The organism is Novosphingobium mathurense (genome assembly GCF_900168325.1).
Lineage (GTDB): Bacteria > Pseudomonadota > Alphaproteobacteria > Sphingomonadales > Sphingomonadaceae > Novosphingobium > Novosphingobium mathurense.
Map to the genome: position 1 here is coordinate 16,055 of NZ_FVZE01000006.1, position 24,065 is coordinate 40,119.

The following is a 24,065-nucleotide window of genomic DNA, read 5'->3' on the forward strand; positions in this document are numbered from 1 at the left end:
GATGAGCACGCGGCTCGCCCCGATCGTTCCGACCGCGCGCGCCGTGGTGCTGCTGGCGCTTGGCGCGCCGGTGGCGCTTGTCATCGGTGCAACGCAGCCCGGCGCGTGGGTCATCGCGCCGCTGTTCGGGCTTGTGGTGCTGGTGCTGATCGTTGTCGACGGACTGTTGGGCGGGCGCCTCGAAGACTTGCAGGTGACCGTGCCCGGCGATGCCGAAGTCGGCGCCGAGACGCGGTTTTCAGCCCGGGCCTTGCTCCATGCCGGAAGGCCCTCGGCGGTCGAGATCGCGCTGGAATGCGATCCCCGGCTGTCGCCCGGCGGACGTTGCCAGTTTGCACTGCACCGCCGGGACGAAGACTGGCAAGGGCAGGTGCAGGTCAGCCCTTCGCGTCGGGGTACCGGCCAGGTCACGCGGTGCTGGCTGCGTTGGACCGGGCCACTGGGACTGGGTGCGCGGCAATTGCTGGGCGATCTCGATGAACAGGTCCGCGTCTGGCCGAACATCGCCGCCGTGCGTTCACCGGCCCTGCAGACCTTCCTCAAGGATGCGCAATACGGCCTCATTGCGCGGCGCATTCGCGGTGAGGGCACGCAGTTCGAATCGCTGGCCGAGTACGAGCCCGGAATGGATCGCCGCCGCATCGACTGGAAGGCCTCGGCCCGCCACGTCCATCTCTACGCCAAGGAATTCGAGACAGAGCGCAACAACCAGATCGTCTTCGCCTTCGATTGCGGGCAGGCGATGTGCGAGCCGATCGCCGGGATGCCCCGGCTCGACCGGGCTGTCTCCGCCGCGCTGGCGACTGCCTACGTCGCGCTCAAGGGTGGGGACCGGGTATCGCTGTTCGGCTTTGCCTCCCGCCCCGAAGTCTCGACACCCTTCATCACTGCCTCGCGCGACTTTCACCGGCTGCAGCGGGCCGCCGCCGGACTTGAGTACCGCGCCGAGGAGCCCAATTTCACGCTGGCTCTGGCGACCCTTGCCAACCGGTTGCAGCGGCGCTCGCTCATCGTCGTGTTCAGCGACTTTTCCGACCCGACCAGTGCCGAACTCATGATCGAGGGCATCGGCCGCCTCGTTTCGCGGCACGTCGTCCTCTTCGTGACGATGGAGGACGAGGAGCTAGAGGAAATGTCCGCCGCGCCGCCCGAGGATCTCGAGGTGCTGTCGATGGCCGTTTCCGCCGACCTGCTGCTGCGCCAGCGCGCGCTCGTCACCCGCCGCCTGCAGCAGATCGGCGTCGACGTCATCGAGGCGCGCTACGACCGGATCGGCACCCGCCTGCTCGACGCCTACCTTGCCATCAAGCGTTCCGGAGCGATCGGATGACCGCGACCCTTGATGCCATCGAAAGCGCCGCCTTGCGTTCGGACCGCTTCCGGCTTGAACGCGAGGCGGACTGGCAGCGGCTCGAGGCCATCGTCACACGCATGGAAAAGGGGCGGATCAGGGGTATTTCCGACGAGGACCTGCTGGCGCTTCCGGGCCTCTACCGCACCGTCGCTTCCAGCCTGTCGATCGCGCGTGAGACCTCGCTCGATGCGGCGACGCTCGCCTATCTCGAAGCGCTGGTCCAGCGCGCGTGGTTCGTCGTCTACGGGCCACGCACGAGCCTGTGGGAATGGTTCAGCGGGTTCCTCGGCGGCGGCTGGAGTGCGGCGGTGCGGGCGATCTGGGTCGATATTCTCATCGCCCTTACGGTGATGGTCGCAGGCACGGCGGTCGGTTGGCTGCTCGTCTCGCACGATCCGGAATGGTATTTCGCGCTGGTGCCCAAGCAGTTCGGCGACACGCGCGTGCCCGGGGCCAGTGCCGAAGTGCTCAAGGCCACGATCTTCGGCAATTCCGGGCAAAGCGGGATGAGCGTGTTCGCCGCCCAGCTTTTCAGCAACAATGCGCAGGTCTCCATCCTTGCCTTCGCGCTCGGCTTTGCTTTCGGCGTGCCCTCGCTGCTGCTGCTGGTGCACAACATGGCCGTGCTGGGCGCGATGCTCTGGCTCTACAGCGGGGCGGGGCTGACCCTCGATTTCGCCGGGTGGATCGCGGTCCACGGCACGACCGAGATCTTCGCGATCCTGCTGGCCGGGGCGGCGGGGCTGCACATCGGACGTTCGCTGGCATTCCCGGGCCGCAAGCCGGTGTTGCAGGCCACCGCGCAGGCCGGACGCCGCGCCGCGCTGGTCATGACCGGCGTCGTGCTCATGCTCGTCGTGGCAGCCCTGCTCGAAGGCTTTGCGCGCCAGCTTGTCGATGAGACGGCAGGGCGCTTCGCCATCGGCGGATCGATGCTGGCGATCTGGCTCGGTTATTTCTTCGCCTTTCGCGGCAATGACGGCCACGCGGCGAGCCGGGACGCTTCGCGATGAGCGCGATACCGACCCGTCTGCGCCGATCCTCGCGCGACCGTGTGCTGGTCACGCCCGAGGGGATCGCCTTGCCGGTTACCGTGGCCAGCCGCGGGGCGCGGGCCGGGGCGCTGATGCTCGACCTCGTTCTCATCTTCCTGCTGATCCTGGGTTCGACGATGGCGCTGTTCTCGATCGCCGGCGGGGCATCGGCGTTCATGCGCGAGATCGAGAGCGACACGGCTGCAGGGCATGTCCTGCAGTTCATCTTCATCGTCTGGATCGTGGTCCTGTTCCTGTTCCGCAACGCCTACTTCCTGTTCTTCGAACTCGGCCCGCGCGGCGCGACGCCGGGCAAGCGCATGGTGGGTATCCGTATTGCCGCGCGCGATGGCGGGCGGCTTTCGGCGGAAATGGTCATCGCCCGCAATCTCCTGCGCGATGTCGAGCTGTTCCTGCCGCTGGTCTTTCTCGCGTCCGCGGGCGTGGACAGCGGGGCGGCGTGGCTGGCCGCGACCGGCTGGTTCCTGATCTTCATGCTGTTTCCGATGTTCAACCGCGACGGCCTGCGCGCCGGGGACATCATCGCCGGAAGCTGGGTGCTCGAACGGCCGCGGCGGAAACTGGAGGCGGCCATGACGGTCGCCCGCGGCGCGGAGCCTGCCGTCGCAGCGGCGCAGCGCAAGTACCACTTCGAGGAGGCGGAGCTGTCGGTCTACGGAGAGTACGAGCTTCAGGCGCTGGAACGCGTGCTGCGCGACAAGCGGCATCAGTCCGTCGAATCGGTCTACCAGACGATCGCCGCGAAGATCGGCCGCAATGACGGCTGGAACGACGAACGCCGGTTCCTTGAGGCCTATTACACCCAGTTGCGCGCGCGGCTGGAGGCCGGCATGCGCATGGGGCGGCGCAAGGCCGACAAGTTCTCGGACGAAGGCTGAGGATCGAAACCCTGAGGATCGAGCCGGATGACCGTCGGGCGATCGGGTTCTGGCCCTGCTCGCAGTGGCGCACGAGCGCGGCTACATCCGCGTCAGCCCGGAGACCGGCAAACCAGAAGCCTTTCGCGTCGCAAAGACTTGCGCCCAATTGGGTACAATTGACGGGCGCGGGCAAGTGAACCAGGGAATGGCGATGGACTTGAGACTCGCCACGCCGGCCGATGCCGCAGCCCTTGCCGATCTTGGCGCGCGCAGCTTCGTGGAGAAGTTCGGGTACCTCTACCGGCCAGAGGATCTCTCTGCTTTTCTGGCTGAATCCCATTCCGAGGATGTCGTTGCGGCGCAGATCGCCGATCCGAAAATGCGGATCATGCTGGCGGTCGACGGGGCCCGTCTGCTGGGGTTCTGCAAGATTGTCATGGCCTGCGGCTGGCCGGACCATGCCCGTGGCAGCAAGGCGATCGAGCTCAAGCAGCTTTACACCGATCCCGAAGCGACAGGGCAGGGCATCGGCGCAAGGCTGATGGCCTGGGCGATGGACGAGGCGCGCGATTTCGGCGCGGACGAAGTCCAGCTATCGGTGTGGAGCGAGAACTTCGGCGCGCACAGGTTCTATGCGCGACAAGGCTTCGAAAAGGTCGCCGACATTCATTTCATGGTCGGGGAACAGCGCGACGAGGAGTTTCTCTACGCGCGCCTGCTGCAGGGCTGACCCTCAAAGGCGCTCTACCCGAACCATTTCCAGCGCCAGAACATCAGCAATTGCATCAGCAGGATCGCCACGCACATGGCGACGACCAGCCAGAAGGCGTGCGGGTCCGATGCACCGGGCATCCCGCCGACGTTGATGCCGAGCAGCCCGGTCACGAAGCCGAGCGGCAGGAAGATCGCCGCGACGATGGTCAGCAGGTAGCTGGTGCGGTTGGACTGGGCGACGGCGCGGGCGCGCAGGTCATCCTGCAGGACTACCGCGCTTTCCTTGCTGATGTCGAGATCGTCGATGTACCTGCGCATGCGGTCGATCGTCTCGGCGATCTCGCGGCGGTCGTGATCCTCGAACCAGGCCGGGGCATCGCGCGAGATGCGCTCCAGCGCGACGTGCTGCGGCGACATGTGGCGCTTGAGGGCAAGGCAATTGCGCCGGATCGTCGAGATCTTGTCGAGCATGCTTTCCGGATCGTCGTCGGGATCGGTGTCCTCGAGCTGGTCGATCACCTCGTTCATGTCGACGATGGAGCGGTTCATGCGGGCAATCATGTGCTCGACCAGCGAAGTGATGGCAGCGCCGGCATCGACCGGGCCGTGCCCGTCGTCGAGGTCGTGCATGATCGAATGCGGCGTCTGCAGCGGCCGCCGACGCAGCGTGATCAGCCGCTGCCCATCGCACCAGACCTGCATCGAGACCATGTCTTCCGGTTCCGCGCCGGGGTTGAAGTTGATCCCGCGCAGCGTCGCCACCAGCGCGCCGCGTTCGCTGAAGGCGCGCGGACGGGTGTCCTCGCTGGTCAGCAGTTCGGCGGTCGGTTCGGGCAGGCCCAGCGAATGCTCCAGCCAATCGGCCACGCCCGGACGGTCACGCCGCAAGTGCATCCACAGGACCTCGCCGGGCATGCCCGGCTGCCATGCGTTCGCCTCTTCCCAGGTGACGGGACGGGCGCCGCCGCGACCGTCGAGGACGCGTCCGAACAGCAGGGGCGTTTCGGCTTCGAGGTCGTCGGTCATGGTGTCGTCGAGCATCTGCGGTGCATGCCCGAAAATCCGCACGGGCAAAAGAGCGCCCTCGAATCCGCGGCTTGGCCCGGCAGAATGCAAACGTGCTTCAAACCGTCACGCCAAGCGCCTATAGGAGCGGCCATGTCTTCCATTCGACCCTGGCGCGATATCGAGCGCCGCAAGAGCCGCCAGATCATGGTCGGCAGCGTTCCCGTCGGCGGCGATGCCCCGATCACCGTGCAGACCATGACCAATACCCCGACCTCGGACGCGTGCGCGACGATCGACCAGATCCGCCGCTGCGAGGACGCGGGCGCCGATCTCATCCGGGTCTCGTGTCCCGATGTCGAGAGCACCGCGGCTTTCCGCGAAATCGCCCGCGCAGCTCAGGTTCCGCTGATCGCGGACATCCATTTCCACTACAAGCGTGCGCTCGAGGCGGCGGATGCCGGCGCGGCCTGCCTGCGCATCAATCCGGGCAACATCGGTTCGGACGAGCGCGTTGCCGAAGTCGTGCGTGCGGCCAAGGCGAACGGCTGCGCCATCCGCATCGGCGTGAACGCGGGCAGCCTCGAGAAAGACCTGCTCGAAAAGTACGGTGAGCCGTGTCCCGAAGCGCTCGTCGAATCGGCGCTCGATCACATCAAGTTGCTGCAGGACCACGACTTCCACGACTACAAGGTGGCGGTGAAGGCTTCCGACGTGTTCCTTGCGGTCGCCGCCTACCAGGGACTGGCCGATGCAGTGGACTGTCCGCTGCACCTCGGCATTACCGAGGCCGGTGGCCTGATCGGCGGTACCGTGAAGTCGGCCATCGGCATCGGCAACCTGCTCTGGGCCGGTATCGGTGACACCTTGCGCGTCTCCCTCTCGGCCGAGCCGGAAGAGGAAGTGCGCGTCGGCTTCGAGATCCTCAAGGCACTCGGCCTGCGCACCCGCGGCGTACGCGTCGTTTCGTGCCCGTCCTGTGCGCGGCAGGGCTTCGACGTGATCCGCACGGTCGAAGCGCTCGAAGCGCGCCTGCAACACATCAAGACGCCGCTCTCGCTTTCCGTGCTGGGCTGCGTGGTCAACGGCCCGGGCGAAGCGCGCGAGACCGACATCGGCATTACCGGCGGCGGCAACGGCAAGCACATGGTCTATCTCTCCGGGGTGACCGACCATCACGTGCAGAGCGACGACATGCTCGACCACATCGTTTCGCTGGTGGAAGCCAAGGCGGCAGAGATCGAGGCTGCCGAGGCGCAGGCCCAGGCCGCCGAATAGTAGCTGCCGCTTCGCTTCGCCGCGCACTTTACGCCGGTTTAAGCCTTTGGCGCATAGCCTGCGGGCCATGCGCAAGGGACCGATCATCCTACTCGTCGGGACGGCAGCCGTCGTCGGCTGGATCGCGCCCGGACTGGAGGCCGGCAATGGCCGGCGTCCTGCCGCCAGCGTGGACCCGGTCGAGGCGGCTACACGGCAGGTCCGGCAGGATCGCCGCGAGGCGTGGCTGGCCGGAGAGACCGTGCTGCCCAGAGAAGCCGACGGTCATTTCTACGCCGATGCCATGGTCGGCAATGCGCGTATGCACTTTCTCGTCGATACCGGTGCCAGCATCGTCGCTCTGACCGGCGCCGATGCGCAGGCGATCGGGCTCGAATGGAACGATTCGGATATCGTCGGTGTCGGGCGCGGCGCCGGCGGTCCGGTCTATGGCGTGCCGGTCCGGCTGGAACGCCTCGAACTGGGCGGGTTCGAAGCCAGGGACGTCGAGGCGGCGATCATTCCCGAGGGGCTCGACGTTTCCCTTCTGGGGCAGTCGTTCCTGTCCAAACTGAGCGGGGTGCGGATCGAGGATGACCGGATGGTCATCGGACCGGGAAGCTGATCCCGGACGCGATCAGGTGCCCAGCAGCGCTGCGGCGCCGCTGAACTGGGCGCTGAACTCCGCAAGGCCGGACCACACCGCGAAAGCCAGCATGGCAATCACCGAGGCGGCTGCCGCGCTGCTGACAGGGGACTCGTGGCGTTTCATCGGTTCCGGCCTTGCGAGAGCGGGGGGTAGCGCCTCTATGCCGCCGCGCCGGTCCGAAGGCCATGTCACCGGTCGAACCGGATATGTCGCCCGTCGAACCCGGGGCGGTTCCCGGCCGGACCCGGCTCGCGCGCCACTGGGTGGACAGGCGTGGAATTATGGTAGCCGATAAAGCAAAGGCCCCGCCGGATTGCTCCGGCGGGGCCCTGCTTGTCGCCTGTCAGGCTGGAGGGGTGAGGCTCAGGCCTCGCCTTCCTCGTCGCCCTTGATCAGGTATTCGCCCGCATCGGCGTCGGTGCCGTGGGTTTCGCCCTCGACTGCCGCCAGCGGATCGTCGCCGAGATCGTCAAGCGGGTCGCGCTTGAGCTCTGCTGCACGTTCTTCCTCGGCCGTGTTGGCAGCGATGAGCGCTTCCTGCATCTTGCGATAGGAAGCGCGCAGGGCTGCGTCGCGGCTCGACGCGGCAACGCGCACGCGGTTCATGCCCGCGCCGGTGCCCGCCGGGATGAGGCGGCCGACGATGACGTTTTCCTTGAGACCGATGAGCGAGTCCTTCTTGCCCTCGACCGCAGCCTGGGTGAGGACGCGCGTGGTCTCCTGGAACGACGCCGCCGAGATGAACGAACGGGTCTGCAGCGAGGCCTTGGTGATGCCCAGCAGCACCGGCTTGCCCTCGGCAGGCTTCTTGTCGCCCGTGAGCTTGCTGTTGACCTCGAGCATTTCCTCGAAGTCGACCTGCTCGCCCGGCAGCAGTGTGGTGTCGCCGCCGTCGGTGATCTCGACCTTCTGCAGCATCTGGCGAACGATCACCTCGATGTGCTTGTCGTTGATCTTCACGCCCTGGAGTCGATAGACTTCCTGGATTTCCGACACGAGGTATTCCGCCAGGGCCTCGACGCCGAGGACCTCGAGGATGTCGTGCGGATCCGGCGAGCCGGAGATCAGGTTGTCGCCCTTCTTGACGAAGTCGCCTTCCTGAACGTCGATCACCTTGCTCTTGGGGATCAGGTACTCGACGGGTTCGCCTTCCTCGGGAATGATCGCGATCTTGCGCTTGGCCTTGTAGTCGCGAACGAATTCGACGCGGCCCGAGACCTTGGCGATGACCGCGTTGTCCTTCGGCTTGCGGGCCTCGAACAGCTCGGCAACACGCGGCAGACCGCCGGTGATGTCGCGGGTCTTGGCAGCTTCGCGCGAAGCACGGGCGATGATGTCGCCGGCTTCGACCATCTGGCCGTCCTCGACCGAGAGCGTCGCGCCCGGCGCCAGCATGTAGCGCGCGGCCTCTCCCGATGCGTCGTCGAGAAGGGTGATGCGCGGACGCAGGTCTTCCTTCTTCTTCGAACGGCTGGACGAACGGTCTTCGGTGACGACGCGGCTGGTCATGCCGGTCGCATCGTCGACCTGCTCGGTCAGCGTGCGGGAGTCGATCAGGTCCTGATACTTCACTACACCTGCGGTTTCGGTGATGATCGGCAGGGTGAACGGGTCCCACTCGGCCAGGCGTTCGCCTTCCTTCACGGTTGCCCCGTCGGTGTGCAGCAGCACGGTACCGTAAGGCACGCGGTGCATTGCGCGCTCGCGGCCTTCGGTGTCGATCACCACGACTTCGCCGTTGCGGGCCAGCGACAGGCGACGACCGCGCTTGTCGAGGATCGTCGGGATGTCGCGATACTGCACGGTACCGTCGCAGATCGATTCCAGGTGGCTGGTTTCGTTGAGCTGCGCGGCGCCGCCGATGTGGAAGGTACGCATGGTCAGCTGCGTGCCCGGTTCACCGATCGACTGGGCGGCGATGACGCCGACCGCTTCGCCGATGTTCACCGGCGTGCCGCGGGCGAGGTCGCGACCGTAGCACTTGCCGCAGACGCCCTGGGTCGCTTCGCAGACCAGCGGCGAGCGAATGCGGGCCGCCTGTACGCCAGCGCCTTCGATCGCCTTGACGCCCGCTTCGTCGAGCAGGGTGCCGTTGGCGACGACGACGTTGCCTTCCTTGTCGACGATGTCCTCGGCCAGGGTACGGCCCAGGATGCGCTCGGCCAGCGAGGCGATGACCGAACCGCCCTGAACGATCGCGCGCATTTCCAGCGCACGCTCGGTGCCGCAGTCCTCGACGACGACGACGCAGTCCTGCGACACGTCGACCAGACGGCGGGTCAGGTAACCCGAGTTCGCCGTCTTGAGCGCGGTGTCGGCCAGACCCTTGCGGGCGCCGTGGGTGGAGTTGAAGTATTCAAGGACGGTCAGGCCTTCCTTGAAGTTCGAGATGATCGGCGTTTCGATGATCTCGCCCGACGGCTTGGCCATGAGGCCGCGCATACCGCCAAGCTGCTTCATCTGCGCCGGGCTACCACGCGCACCCGAGTGGCTCATCATGTAGATCGAGTTGATCTGTGCCTGACGGCCGGTTTCGGGGTCGACCGGAAGGGCCTTGAGCTCTTCCATCATGGCGTTCGCGACCTGGTCGCCGCAACGGCTCCAGGCGTCGATCACCTTGTTGTACTTTTCCTGCTGGGTGATGAGACCGTCCTGGTACTGCTGCTCGTAGTCGGCAACCAGTTCCTTGGTCTCGTTGACCAGCGCGACCTTCGATTCCGGAATGATCATGTCATCCTTGCCGAAGGAGATGCCCGCCTTGAACGCGTTGCGGAAGCCGAGCGTCATGATGGCGTCGGCGAACAGCACCGTGTCCTTCTGGCCGGTGTGGCGGTAGACCTGATCGATGACGTCGCCGATTTCCTTCTTGGTGAGAAGGCGGTTGACGACTTCGAAGGGCACCTTGTGGCTCTTGGGCAGGCATTCGCCGATGAGCATGCGGCCCGGCGTGGTCTCGAACCGCTTCATGTACTGGTTGCCCTGCTCGTCGGTCTGCGGCACGCGGGCCTCGATCTTGGAGTGGAGGGTCACGGCGCCGGTGAACAGCGCCTGGTGCACTTCGGCCATGTCGCCGAACTTCATGCCTTCGCCCGGGTCGCCGGTGCGATCCATCGACAGGTAGTACAGGCCGAGGACCATGTCCTGCGAAGGAACGATGATCGGCTTGCCGTTCGCGGGCGAAAGGATGTTGTTGGTCGACATCATCAGCACGCGCGCTTCCAGCTGGGCTTCCAGCGAGAGCGGAACGTGGACGGCCATCTGGTCACCGTCGAAGTCGGCGTTGAAGGCCGAGCAGACGAGCGGGTGCAGCTGGATCGCCTTGCCCTCGATGAGGACCGGTTCGAAGGCCTGGATGCCCAGACGGTGCAGCGTTGGCGCGCGGTTCAGGAGAACCGGATGCTCGCGGATCACCTCGTCGAGGATGTCCCAGACTTCCTTGCGTTCCTTCTCGACCCACTTCTTGGCCTGCTTCAGGGTCATCGAAAGACCCTTGGCATCGAGGCGGGCGTAGATGAACGGCTTGAACAGCTCGAGCGCCATCTTCTTGGGCAGGCCGCACTGGTGCAGCTTGAGTTCCGGACCGGTCACGATGACCGAACGGCCCGAATAGTCGACGCGCTTGCCGAGCAGGTTCTGACGGAAGCGGCCCTGCTTGCCCTTGAGCATGTCGGACAGCGACTTGAGCGGACGCTTGTTCGCGCCGGTGATGACGCGGCCGCGGCGGCCGTTGTCGAAAAGCGCGTCGACGGCTTCCTGCAGCATGCGCTTTTCGTTGCGCACGATGATGTCCGGCGCGCGCAGCTCGATCAGGCGCTTGAGGCGGTTGTTGCGGTTGATGACGCGACGGTAGAGGTCGTTGAGGTCCGAAGTCGCGAAGCGGCCGCCGTCCAGCGGGACCAGCGGGCGCAGTTCCGGCGGAATGACCGGCACGACTTCAAGGATCATCCACTCGGGACGGTTGCCCGAATCGATGAACGATTCGACGACCTTGAGGCGCTTGATGATCTTCTTGGGCTTGAGTTCCGACTTGGTCGTCTCAAGCTCCTGGAGAAGGTCGGCACGCTCCTGTTCGAGGTCGAGCTCCATGAGCATCTGCTTGACCGCTTCGGCACCGATGCCGGCGGAGAAGGCGTCTTCGCCGTACTCGTCCTGGGCGTCGAGCATCTCGTCTTCGGTCAGGAGCTGGTACTTCTCGAGCGGGGTCAGGCCCGGCTCGATGACGATGTAGCTCTCGAAGTAGAGGACGCGCTCAAGCTGCTTGAGCTGCATGTCGAGCAGCAGGCCGATGCGCGAAGGCAGCGACTTGAGGAACCAGATGTGCGCGACCGGCGCGGCCAGTTCGATGTGGCCCATGCGCTCGCGGCGCACCTTGGTGACGGTGACTTCGACGCCGCACTTTTCGCAGACGACGCCCTTGTACTTCATGCGCTTGTACTTGCCGCAAAGGCACTCGTAGTCCTTCACGGGGCCGAAGATGCGCGCGCAGAAGAGGCCGTCACGCTCGGGCTTGAACGTGCGGTAGTTGATGGTTTCCGGCTTCTTGATCTCGCCGAAGGACCAGGAGCGGATGCGCTCGGGGGAGGCGAGACCGATCTGGATCTGATCGAAGGTCTCGGGCTTCGCCATCTGGTTGGTGAATTTGGTCAGGTCGTTCATAGTTCAGTCCCCAACAGGGTGAATTCTCTTGGCGGGTGGAGAGGGGAGGGCGAAGCGCGATGGCCCCGCCCGATCCCGTTACTCCGCCGCTTCGGCCAGGCCGTCGTCGTCCTCGTCGTCGTGGCTCTTGAGCTCGACGTTGAGGCCCAGCGAGCGCATTTCCTTGACGAGAACGTTGAAGCTCTCGGGGATGCCCGCCTCGAAGGTGTCGTCGCCCTTGACGATCGCTTCGTAGACCTTGGTGCGGCCGACCACGTCGTCCGACTTCACGGTGAGCATTTCCTGCAGCGTGTAGGCTGCACCGTAGGCCTGGAGTGCCCAGACCTCCATCTCACCGAAGCGCTGGCCGCCGAACTGCGCCTTACCGCCCAGCGGCTGCTGGGTGACGAGCGAGTAGGGGCCGATCGAACGGGCGTGGATCTTGTCGTCGACAAGGTGGTGCAGCTTGAGCACGTACTTGTAGCCGACAGTAACCTTGCGGTCGAACGCCTCGCCGGTGCGGCCGTCGAGGAGCGTGACCTGGCCCGATTCATCGAGCCCGGCGAGCTTCAGCATGGCCGAGACGTCGGCTTCCACCGCGCCGTCGAACACCGGGGTACCCATCGGCACGCCGGCACGCACGTTCTGCGCCAGTTCCACGATCTGCTCGGGAGTGCGCGCTTCGATCTCGTCGGCGTAGTTCTCGCCGTAGATCTCCTTGAGCACTTCCTTCACGGCTTCGGGCGGCTGTCCGGCAACCGGATCGGGGTTGGCGGCACGCCATGCGTCCAGCGCCTCGCCGACCTTGCTGCCCAGGCCGCGCGCGGCCCAGCCCAGGTGCGTTTCGAAGATCTGCCCGACGTTCATGCGCGAAGGCACGCCCAGCGGGTTGAGCACGAAGTCGACCGGGGTGCCGTCCTCGAGGAACGGCATGTCTTCCTGCGGCAGGATGCGGCTGATGATACCCTTGTTACCGTGACGGCCGGCCATCTTGTCGCCCGGCTGGAGCTTGCGCTTCACCGCAACGAAGACCTTGACCATCTTGAGTACGCCCGGAGCCAGTTCGTCACCGCGCTCGAGCTTCTCCTTGCGATCCTCGAATTTCTCCTGGATCGCCTTGACGGTCGCGTCGTACTGGGCCTTCACCGCTTCGAGCTGCGACTGCATGTGGTCGTCGGCAACCGCGAACTTCCACCATTCGTGCTTCTCGACTTCGCCGAGCACGGTTTCGTCGATCTCCATGCCCTTCTTCACGCCCTTGGGAGCGGAAGCGGCCACCTGGCCGATCAGCATTTCCTGCAGGCGGTTGTAGGTCGCACGGTTGAGGATGGCGCGTTCGTCCTCGCGGTCCTTGGCGAGGCGTTCGATTTCCTCGTTCTGGATCGCGCGGGTACGGTCGTCGATCTCGATGCCGTGGCGGTTGAAGACGCGCACATCGACGATGGTGCCCGAAACGCCCGGCGGCAGGCGCAGCGAGGTGTCGCGAACGTCGGAGGCCTTTTCACCGAAGATGGCGCGCAGGAGCTTTTCTTCCGGCGTCATCGGGCTTTCGCCCTTCGGCGTGATCTTGCCGACGAGGATGTCACCCGGGTGCACTTCGGCGCCGATGTAGACGATGCCCGCCTCGTCGAGGTTGCGCAGGGCTTCCTCGCCGACGTTCGGGATGTCGCGGGTGATGTCTTCCGGACCCAGCTTGGTGTCGCGGGCCATGACCTCGAACTCGTCGATGTGGATCGAGGTGAAGACGTCGTCCTTCACGATCCGCTCGGAGATGAGGATGGAGTCCTCGTAGTTGTAGCCGTTCCAGGGCATGAACGCGACGAGCACGTTGCGGCCCAGGGCCAGTTCGCCCAGTTCGGTCGAAGGGCCGTCGGCGATGATGTCGCCGGCCTCGACGACGTCGCCCACCTTCACCAGCGGACGCTGGTTGATGCAGGTCGACTGGTTCGAGCGCTCGAACTTCTGCAGGCGGTAGATATCGACGCCCGACTTGCCGGCCTCGATGTCACCCGCGGCGCGGATGACGATACGGGTGGCGTCGACCTGGTCGATCACGCCGCCGCGCTGGGCGGAGATCGCGGCGCCGGAGTCGCGGGCGACGGTTTCTTCCATGCCGGTGCCGACGTAAGGCGCATCGGCCTTGACCAGCGGCACGGCCTGACGCTGCATGTTCGAGCCCATCAGTGCACGGTTGGCGTCGTCGTTTTCCAGGAACGGAATGAGCGAGGCGGCAACCGAGACGAGCTGCTTGGGCGAAACGTCCATCAGCGTGACCTGGTCGCGCGGGCTCATCACGAATTCGCCGTTCTGGCGAGCCGAGACGAGTTCCTCGACGAACGAACCGTCGGTGTTCAGTTCGGCCGAAGCCTGCGCAACGGTGTGCTTCTGTTCTTCCATCGCCGAGAGGTACACGACCTCTCCGGAGACCTTGCCGTCCACGACCTTGCGGTACGGGGTTTCGATGAAGCCGTACTTGTTGACGCGGGCGAAGGTCGACAGCGAGTTGATCAGACCGATGTTCGGGCCTTCCGGCGTTTCGATCGGGCAGATGCGGCCGTAGTGGGTCGGGTGAACGTCGCGGACTTCGAAGCCGGCGCGCTCACGGGTCAGACCGCCCGGGCCAAGCGCCGAGACGCGGCGCTTGTGGGTGACTTCCGAAAGCGGGTTGGTCTGGTCCATGAACTGCGAGAGCTGCGAGGAACCGAAGAACTCGCGAACGGCAGCCACGGCGGGCTTGGCGTTGATGAGATCGTTCGGCATCACGGTCGATACGTCGACCGAGCTCATGCGCTCCTTGACGGCGCGCTCCATGCGCAGCAGGCCGACGCGGTACTGGTTTTCCAGCAGCTCGCCCACCGAACGCACGCGGCGGTTGCCGAGATTGTCGATGTCGTCGATCTCGCCCTTGCCGTCCTTGAGGTTCACCAGTTCCTTGACCACGGCGAGGATGTCCTCGGTGCGCAGGGTGGTGACGGTGTCCTCGACCTCGAGGCCGAGGCGCATGTTCAGCTTGACGCGGCCGACGGCCGAAAGGTCATAGCGGTCGCCGTCGAAGAACAGGCCTTCGAAGAGGGCTTCGGCGGTTTCCTTCGTCGGCGGTTCGCCCGGACGCATGACCTTGTAGATGGCCTCGAGACCCATGTCGCGGTTCTCGGCCTTGTCCACCTTCATGGTGTTGCGGATCCACGGACCGGTGTTGACGTCGTCGATGTCCAGCAGGTTGAGCTGGTCGATGCCGGCAGCGTCGATCACCTCGAGGTTTTCCGGCGTCACTTCGTCGCCGGCCTCGATGTAGATGCGGCCGGTGGACTCGTCGATCATGTCCTCGGCGATGTAGCGACCGAAGATTTCCTCGGTCGGGATGAGGAGTTCCTCAAGACCGTCCTTCTGCGCCTTGTTGGCGGCACGCGGGCTGATCTTGTGACCGGCGCCGAACACGACTTCGCCCGACTTGGCGTCGACGATGTCGAAGGCCGGCTTCAGGCCGCGCCAGTGCTCGGGGGTGAAGGGCAGGCGCCAGCCGCCTTCGCCGCGCTTCCAGGTCACGGTGTTGTAGAAGTGGTCGAGGATCTGCTCGCTGTCGAGGCCCAGGGCATAGAGCAGCGAGGTGACCGGCAGCTTGCGCTTGCGGTCGATACGCACGTTGACGTTGTCCTTGGCGTCGAACTCGAAGTCGAGCCACGAACCACGGTACGGGATCACGCGGGCAGCGAAGAGGAACTTGCCCGAGGAGTGCGTCTTGCCGCGGTCATGGTCGAACAGCACGCCCGGGGAACGGTGCATCTGCGAAACGATGACGCGCTCGGTGCCGTTGATGAAGAAGGTGCCGTTCTCGGTCATGAGCGGCATGTCGCCCATGTAGACGTCCTGCTCCTTGATATCGAGCACGGAGCGGGTCTCGGTTTCCTGGTCGACCTCGAACACGATCAGGCGCAGCGTGACCTTCATCGGGGCCGCATAGGTGATGCCGCGCTGGCGGCACTCGGTCACGTCGTACTTCGGCTCTTCCAGTTCGTAGTGCACGAAGTCGAGTTCGCTGGTGCCGGCGAAGTCGCGGATCGGGAACACCGAACGCAGCGTCTTTTCCAGGCCCGAAACGTAGCCGACCGAAGGATCGGAACGCAGAAACTGTTCGTAGCTCTCGCGCTGGACCTCGATGAGGTTGGGCATCTGGACGACTTCGTGGATGTCGCCGAAGATCTTGCGGATCCGCTTCTTCGCGGAGCGGCGGTGTTCGAGGGGCTTGGTCGCCATGTGGGGTTCTTGCCTCTTCGCTTCTCAAAAGGGACCGATTCGCAGTGAACGGTCCGGAAAAATTTCGTCTTCGCGAGGACGATTTCCGCCTGTTGGACGGATCACCTGAAACACCAAAAGGCCGCTCGGCATGCCCGGAATCCCTTGCATCGGGGTCCGAAGCGGCCTGCAGCCTCTGCGTCAGATGAATACCCGGATCGCTTCCTTCCTGGACGTGTCCCCGCGCATGGACCCGCCTTGCTCGAAGCGCCGAGCGAACGGTGCATATAGGAGTGGGGTCCCGCGCTGTCAAACGTTCCCACGCCCGCCGCGCGCACCGGTCGCGAGGGTCGAAATGGGGCGGCGCGCTTGCGGCTAGAGGATCGCTCAGGGCGTTGATCCTGCGGTATATTCATGGGTCCCGGGACGATTTTCGGTGAACGCCAAATGAACGCGCTGTTGTGCGCCGACAAGGCAAATACAGCGCCGGGATGCCCAAGTATCGGTTCGTCGCATCGGGGCTGTCGTCTTGTCCTGTATTGGCGGTAGCGGCGGTAACTCTTTCGGGTCGACGCGCATTATACCGGGCATGACACAAGCACTCACACGTTCGCCTCGCGCCCTGACGGCGATTGCTGCCGTCCTGGCGATTGGTTCCACGCCGGTCCTGGCACAGGACAGTGGGGCGTCCGCGCCTGCGCTGACCTTGCCGCAGGACGTGAACAGCGGCTCGCCTGTCGAAGCTTCGAGGTCGGCGGCCCCGGTCACGAACTCCGCCGAGCAGTCGACCGCGGTTCAGCCGAGCATCGTACCCCCGCAGGCGCAGCCGACACAGGATGCAACCGTTTCGCAGCCGGTCGTCATGTCGGTGGCGCCCGTGGTTCAGTCCGAAACCTCGGCCGCTACATCCAGTTCCGCCTCCCCTTCCGCGAGCAATCCGACGGGTTCCGCCCCCGCAGATCGCAGTCGGAGCGAGCGCTCGCCCGCACGTGCAAAGCCTGCACGTGAAGCGCCTACACCTGGAGCGACCAGCCGCCGTGCTGCAGAGCCTGTCGTCGTACCCAACGAATCCGGGGCCGGTACGGCCGCCGATGGCGCACTTGCGCAGGGCGATGTCGCGGACCCGGTGCCAGCCTCGCCGCTCAGCACGGTTCCGCCTGCCGATGCGGGCGCCGACGTTGCGGCCGACGCGCCTCCGGCCGATGATGGCAGCGACCTGCCCATCGAGGGTATCCTCGGTCTGCTTGCCGCTGCAGGCATAGCCGGGGCGGGGATTATGGCCATGCGCTCGCGCCGCAAGCGGGTGCGTCAGCCGCGTTCGCGTCAGCCGCTGCCCGGCACCTACAAGCCCGCTGCCACCTATAGTCCGGTTCGGGCGTCCGCTGACGCTTCGGCTTCGCGTGCCCCCGCGGCTGCGCCCATGCCGGCAGGTGGCTCGGCGGCCATGGCAAGCACTGCCGCGCAGACCCCGGCACGTCGCGCGCCGGAGCGCAAGGTTCGCGCGCCGGTCACCGACAGCGGGCCGGTGCCGACCGGAGAGGAGCGCCATGCACTGCTGGAGCGAATGGTCGCCGCACCGCCCGATCCCGGCAATCCCTTCACCTCGCGCAAGGCCCGCATGCGCCGGGCGCGGATCCAGCTCCAGCATCGCGAACACCTGCAGAAGCAGGGCATGGCCCAGTCCTTCGACTGGCGCAGCTACCGGCCTGCGACCAAACCCTCCACCCCTACGCCCCCATTGGTCGAGGCCTGATCGCCAGCCGCCACCCCCTCGGGCGGCAGGTGACGACGGGGCGACCCCAGCGGGTCGCCCCGTTTTTTCGTGCTCTCCTGATTCACTGCCTGATGCGCCCGAAGGAGATGCTCCATTTCCCGATGATGCCGAGTTCCCATGTCCGGCGCAGCAGGACTTTGCTTGACTCTGCGGCGCATTTCCGCCAATGGCCCGCTCCGACCGGCAGGCCTTGGGTCTGTCGTTCATCCGTCCGAGACAGTTGGTGCCGTTTTGCGGCTTAATTTCCAGCCTAGACGGGGAACAGGAAATTTTCCGGCCCCTCGCTCCTCGCAGCGCGGTGCCACTCTCGCGTTTCGGCGCGATACTCCTTCCCCATCGAACGGACTCGCCCGTGGTGCATCAGCGCCATGGTCAAACGTAGCCGGCCGTGCGGGGCGAAACCCCCAAGCGGTCACATGTGAAGGAGTAAGGCATGGATCGTTCGCAGAAAGCCGAATCGGTCGCCCAGCTCAACGCGGTCTTCAACGAGGTCGGCGTGGTGGTCATCACCCGCAACCTCGGCATGTCGGTGGCCCAGTCCACCGAACTGCGCAACAAGATCCGTGAAGCCGGCGCGACCTACAAGGTTGCGAAGAACCGTCTTGCCAAGCTTGCCATCGCGGACACCGACTATGTCGGTATCGGCGACTTCCTGACCGGCCCGACGGCCATCGCCACTTCGGTGGACCCCGTCGCAGCCGCCAAGGCCGTCGTCGACTTCGCCAAGACGACCGACAAGATCGAGATCGTCGGCGGCGCGATGGGTTCGCAGGTTCTGAACGCGGACGGTGTCAAGGCTCTCGCCTCGATGCCCTCGCTCGACGAACTGCGCGCCAAGCTCATCGGTCTCGTCCAGGCTCCGGCCACGAAGATCGCCCAGCTCTCGACCGCTCCGGCGGCCAAGCTGGCCCGTGTCTTCGGCGCCTACGCCGCCAAGGACGCTGCCTGAGCCAAGCCTCGGTAATACGATTCGAAACGATTTATCCCGGTTGGTTGCATGAGGCGCCCCGGGACCACAGATCAGGAGTGAAGTACAATGGCCGATATCGCCAAGCTTGTTGAAGAACTGTCGCAGCTGACCGTCCTCGAGGCGGCTGACCTCGCCAAGGCCCTGGAAGAAGCATGGGGCGTTTCCGCCGCTGCTGCCGTGGCCGTTGCTGCCCCCGCCGCTGGCGGTGCTGCTGCCGAAGCCGCTGAAGAGAAGACCGAATTCGACGTCGTCCTGACCGGCGACGGTGGCAAGAAGATCCAGGTCATCAAGGAAGTCCGCGCCGTGACCGGTCTGGGCCTCGCTGAAGCCAAGGCTCTCGTCGAAGGCGCTCCGAAGGCTGTCAAGGAAGGCATTTCCAAGGCTGAAGCCGAAGAAATCAAGAAGAAGATCGAAGAAGCCGGCGGCACCGTCGAGCTCAAGTAATCTTCTTTCCGGATTTTTCGGAACGAAACAGGGAAGGGCGGCTCCATCGGGGCCGCCCTTTTCTTATGCGCGCTGCTCTGCCCGCAGTCCCGGCAGGCTTGCCGCGCGCGACAATGGTGAACCATTGTTTCCCTTTTGGCATAAACGTTGGCATGGTCGCGCCCCGCAGGCGCGGCAGCTCGAGGGACGCATGGCCTACCGCTTCAAAGCCAGGGACAGCTCGGTGGAGCATGCCGTGCGCCGTATCGCGCGTGAGCAGGCGGCCCGTGCGCTGAGTGCGATCGAACACGAACCCTCGGCCATCGCCACGCACGAGGTGCGCAAGTCCTGCAAGAAGATCCGCGCGCTGATCCGCCTCGTGCGGCCGGCGTTTCCCGACTATGCGGCCGAAAATGCCCGTTTTCGCGACATGGCCCGGCTCATGGCGGGCTCGCGCGATGCCAAGGTCGTTGTCGACACCTGCAGGCTGCTGATCGATGATGCCCGTGGGGATCTGGGAGAGGACTTCTTCGCACCCTTGCTGGATGAACTGGAAGCGGCCGGCAGCGGCCTCGTTCAGGGCGAGGTCGAAGATGCCCATCTCGAGAAGGTGCGCGTCCTGCTGGAAGAAAGCCGCGAGCGGGCCGCCGACTGGTCGGTCGAGGACAGGGGCTGGGGCGCGATCGGCGCAGGGTTGGCCAAGGTCATCTGCCGCGCCGGCAAGGCGGCGACCGTGGCGGCCGCCGATCCGAGCGCGGCGAACTTTCACGAGCTGCGCAAGCGCATGAAGTACCACTGGTATCACGCGCGCCTGCTGGTGCAGATCTGGCCCGAAGTCATGAAGGCGCGGGCAGATCAGCTCAGCCTGCTGGCCGATAACCTCGGGCTCCATCACGACATTGCCGTATTCGAGCAGCGGCTGACCGATCTCCATGCCGGCGGCGCGCATCCCCATGCGGTGGCCTGCCTGCAGTCTCTCGCCCTGGAGCGCCGCGAGGCGCTCGAACGGACGAGCAAGCCCCTGATCGAGCGGATCCTCGCGCAATCTGCCGAGGACCTTGAGGGGCATTGGGGGAAGCTGTGGCAGATCTGGCGCGCTGGCACCGCGCACAAGAGGGATTGAGCCGGGCATGGCCATCGAGATCGAGCGCAAGTTCCTCGTCGAGGGTGACGGCTGGCGTAGCGCGGTCGCCGCGAAGAAGCGGATCCGCCAGGCCTACCTGTCGAATGGCGGGAAGGCGGGGGTGCGGATCCGCATCATCGACGAGGAGAGGGCCAAGCTGACGATCAAGTCGCGGGGCAAAGGGGGTGGCAAGGCCCTTTCACGCTCCGAGTTCGAATACCAGGTGCCGATCGAGGATGCGCGGGCGATGCTGGAACTGCGGCGCGGCCTCGTCATCGACAAGGTCCGTCACCTCGTCCCGGCGGGCGGCGGGCGGACTTGGGAGATCGATGTCTTTGCGGGCGAGCACGAGGGGCTTGTCCTTGCCGAGATCGAGCTGGGCAGCGCCGACGAGGCGGTGGACCTGCCGGAATGGATCGGGCGCGAGGTGACTTCGGACCCGCACTACAGCAACGCGGCGCTCGCACAGGGCGGCTGAACATCGGGTAATCTGCGGTTCAGGTTGAGGGGATAGGTTTCGGCTTCGCAACGGCTTGAGTCACAGGAGATCCCTCAATGCGAATTGCCCCCCGCAACTGTGTGATCGGTGCCGCGATCCTGGCGGTGCTTGGCGCCGGCGCAGCCGAAGCCGCCGCGGCAAGTCTTCACACGATGAAGGTCGATGCGCCGGATGGCGCAGTCGTCCACGTCCAGTACACCGGCGACGTCGTGCCCCGGGTGGAGTTCGTCCCGGTCGATCAGGTCGTCTCAGCCGATCGGGCCGATCCGGCGATGATGCTCATGGCCGATCCCTTCGCCGGCATGGAGCGCATCTCGGCCATCGTGGATGCGCAGATGAATGCGATGATGCAGCGTGTCGCGCTCATGCAGCAGCAGGCCGCGCAGATGCAGGCGCAGGCAGCGGCCACTCCGGCAGTAGCCGGCAATGCCGCCCCCGGCTTCACGATGGTCGGTAACGTGCCGCAGGGCATGCACGTGACCTATTACTCTGCCACGACGAGCGCAGACGGCTGCACCCGCACCGTATCCTACAGCTCCGACGGTTCGGGCGCCGCGCCGAAGATGGTCGAGGCCGCATCCGATGTCTGCGATGCCGCCGATGCGAACCGTTCGGCGATGCCCGCCGCGATCCCCGCCAAGGCCGAGGTTCCGGCCAAGGTGCCGGAAGGCCCCGGCCAGAAAGTCTGAAATCCCCCGCAAGAAGTCCCCTGCAAGTAACGTGTCCCGACTGAAAAGGGGCGGCCCGGATCCCTTCCGCGCCGCCCCACTTTTCGTATCGGTCCGCGCGCAGTTTCCGGTCGGACAACTGGGGGTTCCCCGAGGCCCCGACAGGGAGGGGGTGGGGCCAAGGGTCGCGCAAATGCGCGGCGTATGACGCCCGGACGGGCGCCTGCGCGTGAAGTGCCTACTTCAGCGTTTCGAGGTAATCGATGATTTCCTTGCGCTTGGCGGCATCTGGCTGGCTGATGACCATCTTGGTGCCGGGAACCATCTTGAGCGGACCCGCCAACCAGGTGTCCAGCGTACTGCGGTTCCAGGTGATCCCGGACTTCGCCAGTGCAGGCGAGAAGTTGTAGCCCGCGACCTCACCGGCCTTGCTGCCGACGATGCCGGAAAGGGTCGGGCCAACGCCGTTCTTGCCGGGTTCGACCGCGTGACAGACCTTGCACTGCATGAATGAGGGCGGCGGTGCGGCGGGCGCCGCGGCTGCAGCCGATACCATCTTGGCGGCAGGCGCAGCCGCGGTTGCCTTCGCTTCGGCCTGCGGCTTGGCCGTTTCTGCCACTTCAGGGGTGGAAACTTTCTGCATGGCAGCGTCCGGCGTCGCAGCGTCCGGTGTTGCGGAAGCGGTAGCCGCTTCCTCGCTCGATGCCTGTTCCGCCGGCTCGCTACCGGCATCCTGCGTTGCGGTATCGGTCGTGGCCTCGGTCTCGGAGCCGCCGCATGCGGCGAGCAGCGTCATGGGGGCAAGGGCAAGCAGGAAGCTGGAACGCATCGAAATTTCTCCTTCGCGGGCATTCGTATCGCACTGATCCGGGGAATGAAAGCGCGCGCAAGCCGGCGCGAGAATCCCTTGCCATGGGAAATCGCTTCCGTTGTTCCGCCACTCGGCCTATCGCGCCGCTCCGCAATGACGAAGACTTTCCGCCCCTCGACTCTGCGCGGCGAACTGCGCGCCACCCTGCGTCTTGCGGGACCCTTGGCGTTGGCCAACCTGCTGCAGATGGCGGTCTTTGCCACCGACGTCATTTTCGTGGCGCGGCTGGGCCAGCAGGCGCTGGCTGCATCGAGCCTTGCCATCGCCCTGATCGCGGTGATGATGATGGGGCTGAACGGCGTCACCAGCGCCGTCGCCCCGCTGATTGCCGCCGAACTGGGGCGGCGCAGCAACGCGGTGCGCGAAGTGCGTCGCTCGACGCGCATGGCGCTGTGGGTGGCGGTCATTCTCGGCATCGCCGCATTCCTTGTCAGCCTGAAGGGTGAGTGGCTGATGCTGGCGACCGGGCAGGACCCCGAAGTCTCCGCACTCGCGAGCCACTTCCTTGTCATCGTCTCGATCGCGATAACGCCGATGGCGGTCTCCAACGTCCTGCGCACGTTCGTCTCGGCGCTGGGACGGCCGATATTCGCGACGCTCATCACGGCACTGTCGATTCTCGTGAACGCGCTGGGCAACTACACGCTGGTCTTCGGCAATTTCGGTGCGCCGGCGCTGGGGCTGACGGGTTCGGCGCTGTCGAGCATCATCACCGCCTGCACGGCTGTGCTGGCCTACTCCACCGCAATCGCGCGGGACCGCAACCTGCGGCGCTTCCACATCTTCGGTCGCTGGTGGCGCCCGGAGTGGAGCCGCTTGCGCCAGATCCTTGCGCTCGGCCTGCCGATCGCGCTGACGCTGGTCGCGGAAGGCGGCCTGTTCAGCGGAGCGGCCTTCCTGATGGGCCGCATCGGCGAGGCGCAACTGGCCGCGCATACCCTTGCGCTGCAGATCGCTTCCTTCGCTTTTCAGGTGCCGTTCGGAATCGGCCAGGCCGCGACGATCCGGGTCGGTTATCACTACGGTGCGGCCAATCGCCTCGCCATCGGCCATGCCGGCTGGGCGGCGATCATCATCGGTCTGGCGTTCACCTCGGCCTCGGCCGGCGCGATGCTGGCGTTCCCGAAGCTGATCCTCTCGGCCTACATCGACGTGTCGGCGCCCGCCAACGCGGCGCTGATCGCCTTTGCCCTGCGCTACCTGTTCGTCGCCGCGATCTTCCAGCTGACCGACGGACTGCAGGCGGTGGGCGCGGGGGCGCTGCGCGGCATCCAGGATACCCGGGTGCCGATGACGATCGCCATCTTCGGGTATTGGGTGGCAGGGTTCGGCGTGGCCGTGGTCCTGGCGTTCTGGACCCCGCTGGAGGGCGTCGGCGTCTGGGTCGGCCTTGCCGTCGGCCTGACGGTGGCGGCGATCCTGTTGCTCGCGCGCTGGCACTGGCGCGAACGCTTCGGCCTCCTGCCCGGGTAAGGCGCGCAACAGGGCGCGGCCTCGCTCGGTGCGTCCGATACCGGAACCGCCCTGCAAATTTTTTAGCATGGAGCCGCTTGACGCCTTCGGGGTGCAAGACCATATCCCCGCCGTTGGCACTCTCAAAGCGGGAGTGCCAATTTCAGATTCTTGCTCATAGGATTAGGGAGTATCCAATGACTTTCCGCCCGCTGCACGACCGTGTTCTCGTGCGCCGCGTCGAGGCCGAGGAAAAGACGGCCGGTGGCATCATCATCCCCGACAGCGCCAAGGAAAAGCCCGCAGAGGGTGAAGTGGTCGCTGCCGGCAACGGCGCCCGCGCCGAAAACGGTACGGTTACCCCGCTCGACGTCAAGGTTGGCGATCGCGTGCTTTTCGGCAAGTGGTCCGGCACCGAAGTCAAGGTCGACGGTGAAGACCTGCTGATCATGAAGGAAAGCGACATCCTCGGCGTCATCGCCTGAGCCTGTTCGCAATCATCCATCTGATATTCTAAAAGGAA

Annotated in this window: 19 protein-coding genes; 14 read left to right on the forward strand and 5 right to left on the reverse strand. The window is 65.5% G+C overall.

Features of this window, described 5'->3' with window-relative positions; all coding sequences use genetic code 11:
* Position 1 precedes the first annotated feature (1 nt).
* The 4 genes from B5483_RS16550 (at position 2) to B5483_RS16565 (ending at position 3,999) form a co-directional block, all read left to right on the forward strand.
* Complete coding sequence (locus B5483_RS16550; RefSeq protein WP_079731216.1) at positions 2-1,330, forward strand: DUF58 domain-containing protein; 1,329 nt, start codon at positions 2-4, stop codon at positions 1,328-1,330.
* Entirely contained in the window at positions 1,327-2,367 is a 1,041-nt protein-coding gene (locus tag B5483_RS16555; RefSeq protein WP_079731217.1) for a stage II sporulation protein M, read from the forward strand. The genes B5483_RS16550 and B5483_RS16555 overlap by 4 nt, the downstream gene beginning before the upstream one ends.
* Complete coding sequence (locus tag B5483_RS16560; protein ID WP_079731218.1) at positions 2,364-3,287, forward strand: RDD family protein; 924 nt, start codon at positions 2,364-2,366, stop codon at positions 3,285-3,287. Before B5483_RS16555 ends, B5483_RS16560 begins: the two co-directional genes overlap by 4 nt.
* 193 nt (positions 3,288-3,480) lie before the next feature.
* Entirely contained in the window at positions 3,481-3,999 is a 519-nt protein-coding gene (locus B5483_RS16565; protein ID WP_079731352.1) for a GNAT family N-acetyltransferase, read from the forward strand.
* 14 nt (positions 4,000-4,013) lie between these two features.
* Here the strand turns inward: B5483_RS16565 and B5483_RS16570 are convergent, their stop codons facing one another.
* A complete protein-coding gene (locus B5483_RS16570) occupies positions 4,014-5,024 on the reverse strand; it encodes a zinc transporter ZntB (protein ID WP_054946913.1) in 1,011 nt (336 codons plus the stop codon).
* 117 nt (positions 5,025-5,141) lie between these two features.
* Between B5483_RS16570 and ispG the strand changes: the two genes are divergently transcribed.
* Both ispG and B5483_RS16580 read left to right on the forward strand, forming a co-directional pair.
* Positions 5,142-6,266 carry a flavodoxin-dependent (E)-4-hydroxy-3-methylbut-2-enyl-diphosphate synthase gene (ispG, locus tag B5483_RS16575; protein WP_079731219.1) on the forward strand — a complete coding sequence of 375 codons (1,125 nt, stop codon included), beginning with the start codon at positions 5,142-5,144 and terminating at the stop codon, positions 6,264-6,266.
* A 67-nt stretch (positions 6,267-6,333) separates the two neighbouring features.
* Positions 6,334-6,870 carry a retropepsin-like aspartic protease family protein gene (locus tag B5483_RS16580; protein WP_054946911.1) on the forward strand — a complete coding sequence of 179 codons (537 nt, stop codon included), beginning with the start codon at positions 6,334-6,336 and terminating at the stop codon, positions 6,868-6,870.
* 12 nt (positions 6,871-6,882) lie between these two features.
* Here B5483_RS16580 and B5483_RS23695 read toward each other — a convergent pair whose 3' ends face one another.
* The 3 genes from B5483_RS23695 to rpoB all read right to left on the reverse strand — a co-directional run bounded on the left by B5483_RS23695 (position 6,883) and on the right by rpoB (position 15,783).
* Positions 6,883-7,017 carry a hypothetical protein gene (locus B5483_RS23695; protein ID WP_255352301.1) on the reverse strand — a complete coding sequence of 45 codons (135 nt, stop codon included), beginning with the start codon at positions 7,015-7,017 and terminating at the stop codon, positions 6,883-6,885.
* Between the two features lie 240 nt (positions 7,018-7,257).
* Complete coding sequence (rpoC, locus tag B5483_RS16585) at positions 7,258-11,550, reverse strand: DNA-directed RNA polymerase subunit beta' (RefSeq protein WP_054946910.1); 4,293 nt, start codon at positions 11,548-11,550, stop codon at positions 7,258-7,260.
* 78 nt (positions 11,551-11,628) lie between these two features.
* Positions 11,629-15,783 (reverse strand): DNA-directed RNA polymerase subunit beta, encoded by a 4,155-nt coding sequence (gene rpoB, locus B5483_RS16590; RefSeq protein WP_079731220.1) that lies wholly within the window; start codon positions 15,781-15,783, stop codon positions 11,629-11,631.
* A 568-nt stretch (positions 15,784-16,351) separates the two neighbouring features.
* Between rpoB and B5483_RS16595 the strand changes: the two genes are divergently transcribed.
* The 6 genes from B5483_RS16595 (at position 16,352) to B5483_RS16620 (ending at position 21,240) form a co-directional block, all read left to right on the forward strand.
* Positions 16,352-17,515: a hypothetical protein gene (locus B5483_RS16595; protein ID WP_079731221.1), complete on the forward strand. Its 1,164-nt coding sequence runs from the start codon at positions 16,352-16,354 to the stop codon at positions 17,513-17,515.
* A 454-nt stretch (positions 17,516-17,969) separates the two neighbouring features.
* Positions 17,970-18,485 (forward strand): 50S ribosomal protein L10, encoded by a 516-nt coding sequence (gene rplJ, locus B5483_RS16600; RefSeq protein ID WP_054946973.1) that lies wholly within the window; start codon positions 17,970-17,972, stop codon positions 18,483-18,485.
* 87 nt (positions 18,486-18,572) lie between these two features.
* Positions 18,573-18,950 (forward strand): 50S ribosomal protein L7/L12, encoded by a 378-nt coding sequence (gene rplL, locus B5483_RS16605; RefSeq protein ID WP_054946972.1) that lies wholly within the window; start codon positions 18,573-18,575, stop codon positions 18,948-18,950.
* 190 nt (positions 18,951-19,140) lie between these two features.
* Entirely contained in the window at positions 19,141-20,052 is a 912-nt protein-coding gene (locus B5483_RS16610) for a CHAD domain-containing protein (RefSeq protein ID WP_079731222.1), read from the forward strand.
* A gap of 7 nt (positions 20,053-20,059) precedes the next feature.
* The gene (locus B5483_RS16615) at positions 20,060-20,530 is read left to right on the forward strand and encodes a CYTH domain-containing protein (RefSeq protein ID WP_054947228.1); all 471 of its coding nucleotides are present in this window, start codon (positions 20,060-20,062) and stop codon (positions 20,528-20,530) included.
* Positions 20,531-20,607: 77 nt separating this feature from the next.
* A complete protein-coding gene (locus B5483_RS16620) occupies positions 20,608-21,240 on the forward strand; it encodes a hypothetical protein (RefSeq protein WP_245829325.1) in 633 nt (210 codons plus the stop codon).
* Positions 21,241-21,457: 217 nt separating this feature from the next.
* On the opposite strand, the gene B5483_RS23535 is transcribed toward B5483_RS16620, so the two are convergent.
* Positions 21,458-22,048: a c-type cytochrome gene (locus tag B5483_RS23535; RefSeq protein WP_245829327.1), complete on the reverse strand. Its 591-nt coding sequence runs from the start codon at positions 22,046-22,048 to the stop codon at positions 21,458-21,460.
* Positions 22,049-22,183: 135 nt separating this feature from the next.
* Between B5483_RS23535 and B5483_RS16630 the strand changes: the two genes are divergently transcribed.
* A complete protein-coding gene (locus B5483_RS16630) occupies positions 22,184-23,563 on the forward strand; it encodes an MATE family efflux transporter (RefSeq protein ID WP_079731355.1) in 1,380 nt (459 codons plus the stop codon).
* 176 nt (positions 23,564-23,739) lie between these two features.
* Positions 23,740-24,027, forward strand: coding sequence for a co-chaperone GroES (groES, locus tag B5483_RS16635; RefSeq protein ID WP_007012467.1), 288 nt, complete (start codon positions 23,740-23,742; stop codon positions 24,025-24,027).
* Positions 24,028-24,065: the final 38 nt, after the last annotated feature.

What these genes read in the sequence shown, in the direction of transcription:
- B5483_RS16630 (WP_079731355.1), top strand. Translation starts at nt 22,184, where the DNA reads ATGACGAAGACTTTCCGCCCCTCGACTCTGCGCGGCGAACTGCGCGCC.
- rplL (WP_054946972.1), top strand. Translation starts at nt 18,573, where the DNA reads ATGGCCGATATCGCCAAGCTTGTTGAAGAACTGTCGCAGCTGACCGTC.
- B5483_RS16595 (WP_079731221.1), top strand. Translation starts at nt 16,352, where the DNA reads ATGACACAAGCACTCACACGTTCGCCTCGCGCCCTGACGGCGATTGCT.
- ispG (WP_079731219.1), top strand. Translation starts at nt 5,142, where the DNA reads ATGTCTTCCATTCGACCCTGGCGCGATATCGAGCGCCGCAAGAGCCGC.
- B5483_RS16620 (WP_245829325.1), top strand. Translation starts at nt 20,608, where the DNA reads ATGCGAATTGCCCCCCGCAACTGTGTGATCGGTGCCGCGATCCTGGCG.
- B5483_RS16610 (WP_079731222.1), top strand. Translation starts at nt 19,141, where the DNA reads ATGGCCTACCGCTTCAAAGCCAGGGACAGCTCGGTGGAGCATGCCGTG.
- B5483_RS16580 (WP_054946911.1), top strand. Translation starts at nt 6,334, where the DNA reads ATGCGCAAGGGACCGATCATCCTACTCGTCGGGACGGCAGCCGTCGTC.
- rplJ (WP_054946973.1), top strand. Translation starts at nt 17,970, where the DNA reads ATGGATCGTTCGCAGAAAGCCGAATCGGTCGCCCAGCTCAACGCGGTC.
- B5483_RS16565 (WP_079731352.1), top strand. Translation starts at nt 3,481, where the DNA reads ATGGACTTGAGACTCGCCACGCCGGCCGATGCCGCAGCCCTTGCCGAT.
- groES (WP_007012467.1), top strand. Translation starts at nt 23,740, where the DNA reads ATGACTTTCCGCCCGCTGCACGACCGTGTTCTCGTGCGCCGCGTCGAG.
- B5483_RS16570 (WP_054946913.1), bottom strand. Translation starts at nt 5,024, where the DNA reads ATGCTCGACGACACCATGACCGACGACCTCGAAGCCGAAACGCCCCTG.
- B5483_RS16615 (WP_054947228.1), top strand. Translation starts at nt 20,060, where the DNA reads ATGGCCATCGAGATCGAGCGCAAGTTCCTCGTCGAGGGTGACGGCTGG.
- B5483_RS23695 (WP_255352301.1), bottom strand. Translation starts at nt 7,017, where the DNA reads ATGAAACGCCACGAGTCCCCTGTCAGCAGCGCGGCAGCCGCCTCGGTG.
- B5483_RS16550 (WP_079731216.1), top strand. Translation starts at nt 2, where the DNA reads ATGAGCACGCGGCTCGCCCCGATCGTTCCGACCGCGCGCGCCGTGGTG.
- B5483_RS16555 (WP_079731217.1), top strand. Translation starts at nt 1,327, where the DNA reads ATGACCGCGACCCTTGATGCCATCGAAAGCGCCGCCTTGCGTTCGGAC.
- B5483_RS23535 (WP_245829327.1), bottom strand. Translation starts at nt 22,048, where the DNA reads ATGCGTTCCAGCTTCCTGCTTGCCCTTGCCCCCATGACGCTGCTCGCC.
- B5483_RS16560 (WP_079731218.1), top strand. Translation starts at nt 2,364, where the DNA reads ATGAGCGCGATACCGACCCGTCTGCGCCGATCCTCGCGCGACCGTGTG.
- rpoB (WP_079731220.1), bottom strand. Translation starts at nt 15,783, where the DNA reads ATGGCGACCAAGCCCCTCGAACACCGCCGCTCCGCGAAGAAGCGGATC.
- rpoC (WP_054946910.1), bottom strand. Translation starts at nt 11,550, where the DNA reads ATGAACGACCTGACCAAATTCACCAACCAGATGGCGAAGCCCGAGACC.